Source organism: Nocardia cyriacigeorgica NBRC 100375 (assembly GCF_000308555.1).
Lineage (GTDB): Bacteria > Actinomycetota > Actinomycetes > Mycobacteriales > Mycobacteriaceae > Nocardia > Nocardia cyriacigeorgica.
Genome location: NZ_BAFY01000256.1, coordinates 20,850 through 29,686 on the forward strand (window position 1 = coordinate 20,850; position 8,837 = coordinate 29,686).

Genomic DNA, 8,837 nt, shown 5'->3' on the forward strand with positions numbered 1-8,837 from the left:
TCCTCGTCTTCCCTTGCTGGACAGGTGATTCGGACCTGTTTCGAATCCGATGAACCGACGATATGAATCGGCGCCAATGCCCCGGTAATGCCGCGGTAACGCGCTCACCAGCCGGGAGCGGCCGCGCCCGCCGGGCAGACCAGCAGCACGGTGGAGCCGAGCCGGATGCGGTCGCCCACCTCGATCACCGCGGAGGACTTCACCCGGCGATCGTTGACGAAGACGCCGTTGGACGATCCGAGGTCCTCGATCCGCCCGAGCTCGCCATCGGTGTCGACGCGGGCGTGGTGACGGCTGACCTTCGGATCGGTGAGCCGTAGGTCGTTATCGGCGCCGCGCCCGATCGCCAGGCCCGAGGTGGTCACTTCGAAGCGCTGACCGTCCGCGGTGACCAGCACGATCGCACCGGGCGACTCCTGGACAGTGGCCTGGTCGGTGACCGCGCGCGGCGGAAGCGCCGGGTCCGGCAGCGGCTCGTGCCGCAGGATCCGTTCCTGGAGCGCCCACAACGCCGGAGCCGCTTCCCTGCCCTCCGCGCGGCGCCGGTCCAGAATCGCCCGGCAAGCGTGCAAGGCATCGTCATCGCGACCGCAGAGATACAGCGCCGTCCCGAAACGAATCCAGGCCGCTTCGTCGGTGGGTGCGGCCTCGGCGAGTACCCGGAGCTCACCGATGATCTCGGCCGCGCGCCCGCACAGCAGATCCAACTCGAGCCGATCGGCGAGGGCCTGTTTGCGTTCCTCGCCGACCTGCGTGACGAACACATCGACGAACTTCGATGGCGCCAGCCCGTCCAATCCCGACCCGGACCATTCGTCGAGTGCCTGCCGCAACAGCGCGGCGGCGCGCGGAAAGTCGCCACGGTCGCGGGCTTGCGCGGCCCGTACCCTGGCATCGGCGAAACGAGTGACGTCGCACTGATCGCGGCTGATCGCCAGCCGGTAGCAGCCGTTGTCGGTGCGCAGCAGCTCGGTACCGGGCACTCCGGCCGCGCGCAGCGCCGAGCGGATCTCGGCGATCCGGTTCTGTAGCGCTTTGCGGTAGGTCGGCGGCGGGTTGTCGTCCCAGATGGCGTTGCCGAGCTGTTCCGGCGTGCGCGCGGCGCCGCGAGCGTCGGCCAGTACCGCGAGCGTGGCCAGCGTCAGATTGGCCCGGATGTCGAGCGGATGGCCGTCGACCAGCAGCCGCACCGGGCCGAGCAGGCGGACGTCGATCGCGGCGTTCAGGTCGACCGCCTGCACATACCGGCGAACCGACCGTCGGATTCCTCGAACACCGGCCATTCGAGCACCTCGGCACGGGTCTGCGGGCCGAAGATGCCGTCGACTTCGACGCCGCCGTCCTGCTGCAGGTGGCGGACCGCCGTCATGGTCGCGTGGTCGTAGATCCCGTTCACGTCCAGGGGGATCGTGTGGCACAGCGTCAGCGCGCGCTGCACGGCGACGACGCCATCACCGCGGTCGCCCTGATTCAGGATGCATTGCGAGTCGTCGCGGTCTTGTACCCGGCTCGGCAGCTCCAGATAGGTGCCGTTACCTGCGGGCATCCGGATCGGCCAGTAGCACCGCGCGCGGAGGCGTTCGCCGGGTTCTGCGCCCGCCGACGCATCGGCGCCCGCTCCCGTCGGCGGACCGGTTTCGGTTCCCGCACCGAGCAGGACTATGCCCGTCGCTACCGCGACCACGAGCACGGTCGCTGCCATCGCGCGAATCCAGCCGGGAACCGCCCGCCACCAGAATGAACGGCCCACGCGTTGTTCGTCGGCGGTATCGGGCGCTCCGTTCCGGCGGGCCACCGGCGCGGTCGCCGCGTCCGGCGGTTCGGGCGGCGCGGCTCGCGCACCGCTGCTCGGGGTTCGGTCCGGTGCGGTGGCCGCCTCTTCGGTGACAGTGATCGTCGAACCCGCACCGGCACTCGTCCGGTCGGCACGCGTCGCTGCCTCGGATGGGGCCGATGGGTCGCCGGTCTCCGCAGCAGGAGCCTCGGCGGCGGTCGTGGCGAGGACGACGGATTCGCGCGTCGTGGTGTCGTGCGGAGGTGAGGCGTCGAGCGAGGCCGGGCGAGCGGGCGCCGGGTGTCCGGCCGGTCGGTCCGAGTGCGGCGGGGCGTCGGCGAGCGCCGCGCGGGCAGCCGCGGCCAGCTCGCCACAGGACTGGAACCGCAGCCCGGGCTCCTTCGCCATGGCCTTGGCGACGACCTCATCGATGGCCGCGGGCAAGGTGGGTCGCAGCAGCGTCGGCCTCGGGACGGGCTCGTCGCGGTGGGCGTTGATCAGCTCCCGATCCCCTCGGCCCGGATAGGGCACCGAACCGGTCAGCAACTGATAGAAGGTCGCGCCGAGGGAGTAGATATCGGATCGGTGGTCGGGCACCGAGCTGAGGAATCGTTCCGGCGCGACATAGTGCGGGGTGTACTCACGCATACCCGCCCCGGTGAGAGTGGCCCCGTCGTCGAGGCTGCGCGCGATGCCGAAATCGGCGACCAGCGTGCGCTCGCGGCCATCGACGGTGGCGATCAGCAGATTGGACGGCTTGATGTCGCGATGCACGACATTGTTGCGATGTGCGTAGTCGAGCCCAGCGGCGGCATCGCCGAGGATGCGGGCCGCCCGTTCCGGGTCGAGCCCGCCCGGTTCGCCGGCCAGCAGTTGGGCGGCATCCGGGCCGTCGATGTACTCCATTTCGATCCAGCAGACGCCGTCGGTCTCGCCCCGGTTCAGGATCCGGACGATGTTGTCGTGGGTGAGCGCGCAGGCCAGGTCGGCTTCCCGGCTGAACAGATGAACGTGGCGCCGGCCCGCCTTCGCCGGGTCGAGCACCTTCAACGCCACCGATTTGGGCAGACGGGGATGTGCGGCCCGGTACACCACCCCCATGCCACCGGCGCCGAGTTTTTCCTCGATCCGGTAATCGGCGAACGATTCACCCAACCGCAGTACCACGTTGTCGTCCCCTGAGGTCCCGAGGTCGGCTGCACACGACATGAGCCGGACCGAGCGACGGCGATCTACCAGTTCGCATACGCTACAAGACTTTTCGATCCATCGAGCAGCGAACCGCACGTCGGCGGCCGGCTGATCGCGCCGGCGGGCGCCGCATCGATCCCACTGCGCTCGCCACGGAGGTTCGCAGGGCCATACCCGCTTCGACAGAAGTATCCCCGGTTCTACTTGATTCGCTAGATAGCCACAGAATTTGCTCACAAGTGTCCGCGGACCCACTGTCGAGCAATATCTATCTCGATCTAGCGAATTTCCTCGATATCCGCATACTCACCTGAGCCCGCCGCCGCGGCGATCGAAGAAGAACGACGGCGTCGAGGCTCCGCACCGGCCCGCAACCGGGCGTCCACCGCAGATCGATGACCGGACTCGGTTCGGCAACGTGTACATAACGCCAGGTAGACGCGGCTAACGGGGCATGAGCCGACAGCGACATCCGGACAAGAACCCTCCGACCACGGTGCGGGCGCACACCCCACGGTGGGCCGACAGGAGACAGTCATGTCCACGATGACCCTTGCGTGCCGGGCCGCCGATCACGACGGCCATCGCCTCACCGTGGCCACCGACGACGCCGTCCCGCTCGCTGTGCGCGTCTTCGGCGCCGACGACGCCCCGCTCACCGTGGTGTTCGTGCACGGGCATTGCCTGCACACCGAATCCTGGTCGTTCCTGCGGGCCCATCTACTGCGGCATTGGGGCGGCGGCACCCGGATGGTGTTCTACGACCACCGCGGCCACGGCGAATCGGGTGCTGGCGATCCCGCCACTTACACCATCGAACAGCTGGGCCGCGACCTCGACACCGTGCTGCGGACGGTGAGCCCGCGCGGTCCGGTGGTGCTGATCGGGCATTCCATGGGCGCGATGGTGGTGCTGGCCTACGCGCGGCTGTTCCCGCAGACGATCGGCGCCCGCGTCGTCGGCGTCGGGCTGATCGCCGGCGCGGCAGGCGGACTCACCGAGGCCGGGCTCGGCCGACTACTCAACCGGCACGCGGTGAACTCGCTGCATTTCGCGGTGCGCCGGGCGCCGCGCGTCATGCAGGCCTCGAAGCGGCTCTCGCGGCGAATCCTCGAACCTATCCTGCGGGAAGCGAATTTCGGTACCAGGAAGGTGAATCCGCGCCTGGTCGCCCTCGCCACCGCCATGCTCAACGAGACCTCGCTGCTCACCATGGCCGGTTTCCTGTCGTCGCTGATGGCCTTCGACGAGACCGCCGCGCTGCATCGGCTCGGCGCCATTCCGGCGCTGGTGCTGGCGGGCACCGCCGACATCATGGTGCCGTTCACCCATTCGGTGGTGCTGGCCTCGCAGTTGTCGGGTTCGGAACTCGTCCGGCTGGAAGGAGCAGGTCATGGCGTAATCCTCGAACGCGCCGAGGAGGTCGCGGCCTCCATCGCCGGCCTGGTGGAGCGGGCCTTCGCGACGGCGCGCGGGCACGGTCCCGACTACGCCACGGCGGGCTGACCGATTGCTACTTGCCGGTATCCGACGAGCCGAATCCGATAACTTCAGTTACTGTGTTGTAGATCACGATGTGTGGTCGGTCACACGACACGCCGTCACGCGGCCAGCGAGGTCCGCGCGGTAGCCGATCCGGATGACCGGATAGGAACTCAGGAGGAATCGATGACACGCAGCGAATTCGCGGATCTCCGCTACGCCGTCGGCCAACTCCGGCAGTCCATAGAGGCACTGCGCGCGAACTACGGCGACGCCACCACGGTGCGCCGGCTCGAAAACGATCTGGAGCGACTCACCATCGACAGCGAAGAACTCGAGCAGTCACCACCACCGAGGGTGGCCAAGCGCGCACAGGAACCCATCTATGTGCCCGACAGCAAGTCCGATGAGGCCGCATGGATGGGCGCACAGGACGAGGGCCTGGGCTTCCACTCCCGCCCCCGAACGAAGTAGCCCCACTGTCGTCCGCCCGCCCCGCGCGGGCGGACGACCTGTGTCTACCTCCCGATCCCCGCTCCCGCGACGAGTTGCCGCCGGTTCACCGCACCGGACGCCGGTGCACCATTCCCGATCGACTGTGATACAAATCACCGCACTACGGCGGGGTCCGCGTTGGCGAGACCCTGCTCATGCGATAGCACCTGCGGCGTATGGTGCTCAGCATCACATTCGATCGCGGAGGTAATGATGACCACCCGCACCGCGGATCAGCGAGGGATCGACCGGTGAGTGCCGCACCGACCGTGACCCCCGAAACGGGAACCGGCGTCTTCAGCAGGACAAGGGCCCGCATCACGCAGCAGACGTTGCGCACCGACCGATGGTGGGTGCCACCGCTGTTCACGGTGCTGGGCCTGGCCGCGTTCGTGATCTACGCGACGATCCGATCGTATGTGCGCACGGCCTACTGGGTCGCCGACTACCACTACCTGACGCCGTTCTACTCGCCGTGCCTGAGCACCTCCTGCATCGAGGGCTCCAGCCATTTCGGCACGCCGATCGGCGACGTCCCGGCGATCCTGCCGCTCGGGTTCGTGGCCTTGCCGTTCCTGCTCGGCTTCCGGCTCACCTGCTACTACTACCGCAAGGCCTACTACCGGTCGGTGTGGCTGTCGCCGCCGGCCTGCGCCGTCGCCGAACCACACAAGAGCTACACCGGCGAGACCAGGCTGCCGCTGATCATCCAGAACGTGCACCGCTACTTCTTCTATGTCGCGGTGATCATCTCGGTGATCAACACCTACGACGCCATCGGCGCGTATCACGGCGCGGGCGGCGGATTCGGGATGGGCCTCGGCAGCCTGATCCTCACCGGCAACGTGATCTTGTTGTGGGCCTACACCCTGTCGTGCCATTCGTGCAGGCATATCGCCGGAGGCAGGCTCAAACACTTCTCCGCCCATCCGGTGCGGTACTGGTTCTGGACCCAGGTCTCCAAGCTCAACACCCGGCACATGGCCCTGGCCTGGACCACCCTCGGCACGCTGGTGATCACCGACTTCTACGTGATGTTGGTTGCCAGCGGGACGATTTCGGATCTTCGATTCATCGACTGAGGAGTTTTCGCGGCTATGCCAGAAGTGGAACGGCACGCATACGACGTCGTCGTCATCGGTGCCGGTGGCGCCGGACTGCGCGCGGTGATCGAGGCAAGGGAACGCGGCCTGTCGGTGGCGGTGGTGTGCAAGTCGCTGTTCGGCAAAGCCCATACCGTGATGGCCGAGGGCGGCTGCGCGGCGTCGATGGGCAACGCCAACGAAAAGGACAACTGGGAAACCCACTTCCGTGACACCATGCGCGGCGGCAAATTCCTCAACAACTGGCGCATGGCGGAACTGCATGCCCGTGAGGCGCCGGACCGGGTGTGGGAACTGGAGACCTATGGCGCGCTGTTCGATCGGACCCCGGATGGGCGGATCAGTCAGCGCAATTTCGGCGGCCACACCTATCCGCGGCTGGCCCACGTCGGCGACCGGACCGGTCTCGAGATCATCCGCACCATGCAGCAGAAGATCGTATCGCTGCAACAGGAGGATTTCGCCGAGACCGGCGATTACGAGTCGCGGATCAAGGTTTTCGCCGAATGCACGGTGACCGAGCTGCTCAAAGACGGCGACCGGATCAGCGGCGCGTTCGGTTACTGGCGCGAATCGGGCCGGTTCATTCTCTTCGAGACGCCCGCGGTGGTGCTGGCCACCGGCGGCATCGGCAAGTCCTACAAGGTCACCTCGAACTCCTGGGAGTACACCGGCGACGGACACGCGCTCGCGCTGCGCGCCGGAGCCGCGCTGATCAATATGGAGTTCCTGCAGTTCCACCCCACCGGCATGGTCTGGCCGCCGAGCGTCAAGGGCATCCTGGTCACCGAGGGTGTGCGCGGTGACGGCGGGGTGCTCAAGAACACCGAAGGCAAGCGGTTCATGTTCGACTACATCCCCGCGGTGTTCAAGGGCCAGTACGCCGAGACCGAGGCCGAGGCCGACCAGTGGCTGCGCGACAACGATTCCGCGCGCCGCACGCCCGACCTGCTGCCACGCGACGAGGTGGCGCGCGCCATCAACGAGGAGGTCAAGGCCGGTCGCGGCACCGAGCACGGCGGCGTCTACCTCGATATCGCCTCGCGGATGCCCGCCGAGGAGATCGTGCGCAGGCTGCCGTCGATGCACCACCAGTTCAAGGAGCTGGCCGATGTCGACATCACCAAGGAGCCGATGGAGGTCGGCCCCACCTGCCACTACGTGATGGGCGGCATCGAGGTCGATCCGGATACCGGCGCCGCGCGGGTGCCGGGTCTGTTCGCGGCCGGCGAATGTTCCGGCGGGATGCACGGCTCGAACCGGCTCGGCGGCAATTCGCTGTCGGATCTGCTGGTGTTCGGGCGCCGGGCCGGGCTCGGCGCAGCCGCGTATGTGGAGGGCCTGCCCACCCGGCCCGCGGTCGCCGAAGCCGATATCGCAGCGGCCGCGAAAACCGCGCTCGCCCCGTTCGATCCGCCTGCCACCGGCACCGGCGAGAACCCGTACACCCTGCACACCGATCTGCAGCAGACCATGAACGATCTGGTCGGCATCATCCGCAAGGAACACGAGGTACGCGAGGCCATCGACAAATTGGCCGAGCTGCGCGAGCGGTTCGCCGCGGTGACGGTGGAGGGCCATCGCCAATTCAATCCGGGCTGGCATCTCGCGCTCGATATGCGCAACATGCTGCTGGTCAGCGAATGCGTCGCGCAGGCAGCGTTGATGCGCACCGAGAGCCGCGGCGGCCACACCCGCGACGACCACCCCGCCATGGACCCGCAGTGGCGCAACAAGCTGCTGGTCTGCACGCTGGACCCGGCGCGACCGGACGACATGGTGCCCGGCGTGTCGGTGACCGTCGAGGATCAGTTACCTATGCGGCCGGAACTGCTCGCGCTTTTCGACCTGGCCGAACTCGAGAAGTACTACACCCCAGCCGAACTCGCCGGACATCCGGCGGCCGGAGTTTCCACCGACGGAGAGGCCTGACTATGGGTTACGACGCCAGGTTCCGCATCTGGCGCGGCGATATCGACGGCGGCGAGCTGCACGACTTCACCGTGCCCGTGAACGAGGGCGAGGTGGTGCTCGACATCATCCACCGCTTACAGGCCACTCAGGCTCCTGATCTGGCGGTGCGCTGGAATTGCAAAGCGGGCAAATGCGGTTCGTGCTCGGCGGAGGTGAACGGCAGGCCGCGGCTGCTGTGCATGACCCGGATGTCGACCTTCACCCAGGACGAGCTCATCACGGTGACGCCGATGCGGACCTTCCCGGTCATCAAGGATCTGGTGACCGATGTGTCGTTCAACTACGAAAAGGCCAGGGAAGTACCGTCGTTCACGCCGCCGCTGGGTCTGCAGCCGGGCGAGTACCGGATGAAACAGGTCGATGTGGAGCGGTCGCAGGAGTTCCGCAAATGCATCGAGTGTTTTCTGTGCCAGAACACCTGTCACGTCGTCCGCGATCACGAGGAGAACAAGCAGGCGTTCTCCGGTCCGCGGTTTTTGATGCGCATCGCCGAATTGGAAATGCATCCTCTCGACGTGGCCGACCGCCGGGATATGGCTCAGGAGGAGCACGGCCTCGGCTTGTGCAATATCACCAAATGCTGCACCGAGGTGTGCCCGGAACACATCAAGATCACCGACAACGCCCTCATTCCGATGAAGGAACGGGTGGTCGACCGGAAGTACGATCCGCTGGTGTGGCTGGGCAACAAGCTGTTTCGCCGCTGATCAGCGGCTCACAGCAGGGTTGTCGGCGACTCACAGCAGGGCGACCACGCCCGCTGCCACCAGCCATACCAGCGCCCCGACGAACAAAGCCGACGCCAACGAGCCGGTGAG

7 protein-coding genes are annotated in these 8,837 nt (G+C 67.1%); 5 read left to right on the forward strand and 2 right to left on the reverse strand.

Annotated elements, in window-relative coordinates:
- Window positions 1-104: 104 nt before the first annotated feature.
- Together RJ05_RS25645 and RJ05_RS29565 are read right to left on the reverse strand one after the other, a co-directional pair.
- Complete coding sequence (locus tag RJ05_RS25645; RefSeq protein WP_081597536.1) at window positions 105-1,283, reverse strand: BTAD domain-containing putative transcriptional regulator; 1,179 nt, start codon at window positions 1,281-1,283, stop codon at window positions 105-107.
- The gene (locus RJ05_RS29565) at window positions 1,223-2,929 is read right to left on the reverse strand and encodes a serine/threonine-protein kinase (protein ID WP_162140644.1); all 1,707 of its coding nucleotides are present in this window, start codon (window positions 2,927-2,929) and stop codon (window positions 1,223-1,225) included. Before RJ05_RS29565 ends, RJ05_RS25645 begins: the two co-directional genes overlap by 61 nt.
- Before the next feature lie 582 nt (window positions 2,930-3,511).
- On the opposite strand from RJ05_RS29565, the gene RJ05_RS25655 reads away from it, so the two are divergent.
- From RJ05_RS25655 to RJ05_RS25675, 5 genes are all read left to right on the forward strand, one after another.
- A complete protein-coding gene (locus RJ05_RS25655) occupies window positions 3,512-4,471 on the forward strand; it encodes an alpha/beta fold hydrolase (RefSeq protein ID WP_036541691.1) in 960 nt (319 codons plus the stop codon).
- Window positions 4,472-4,633: 162 nt separating this feature from the next.
- Complete coding sequence (locus tag RJ05_RS25660; RefSeq protein ID WP_036541670.1) at window positions 4,634-4,921, forward strand: Rv0250c family protein; 288 nt, start codon at window positions 4,634-4,636, stop codon at window positions 4,919-4,921.
- A gap of 272 nt (window positions 4,922-5,193) precedes the next feature.
- Window positions 5,194-6,024 carry a succinate dehydrogenase subunit SdhC gene (gene sdhC, locus RJ05_RS25665; RefSeq protein ID WP_036541675.1) on the forward strand — a complete coding sequence of 277 codons (831 nt, stop codon included), beginning with the start codon at window positions 5,194-5,196 and terminating at the stop codon, window positions 6,022-6,024.
- A gap of 15 nt (window positions 6,025-6,039) precedes the next feature.
- The gene (locus RJ05_RS25670; RefSeq protein WP_036541678.1) at window positions 6,040-7,977 is read left to right on the forward strand and encodes a fumarate reductase/succinate dehydrogenase flavoprotein subunit; all 1,938 of its coding nucleotides are present in this window, start codon (window positions 6,040-6,042) and stop codon (window positions 7,975-7,977) included.
- 2 nt (window positions 7,978-7,979) lie between these two features.
- Entirely contained in the window at window positions 7,980-8,726 is a 747-nt protein-coding gene (locus tag RJ05_RS25675; RefSeq protein ID WP_036541680.1) for a succinate dehydrogenase/fumarate reductase iron-sulfur subunit, read from the forward strand.
- The last annotated feature ends 111 nt before the right edge of the window (window positions 8,727-8,837 follow it).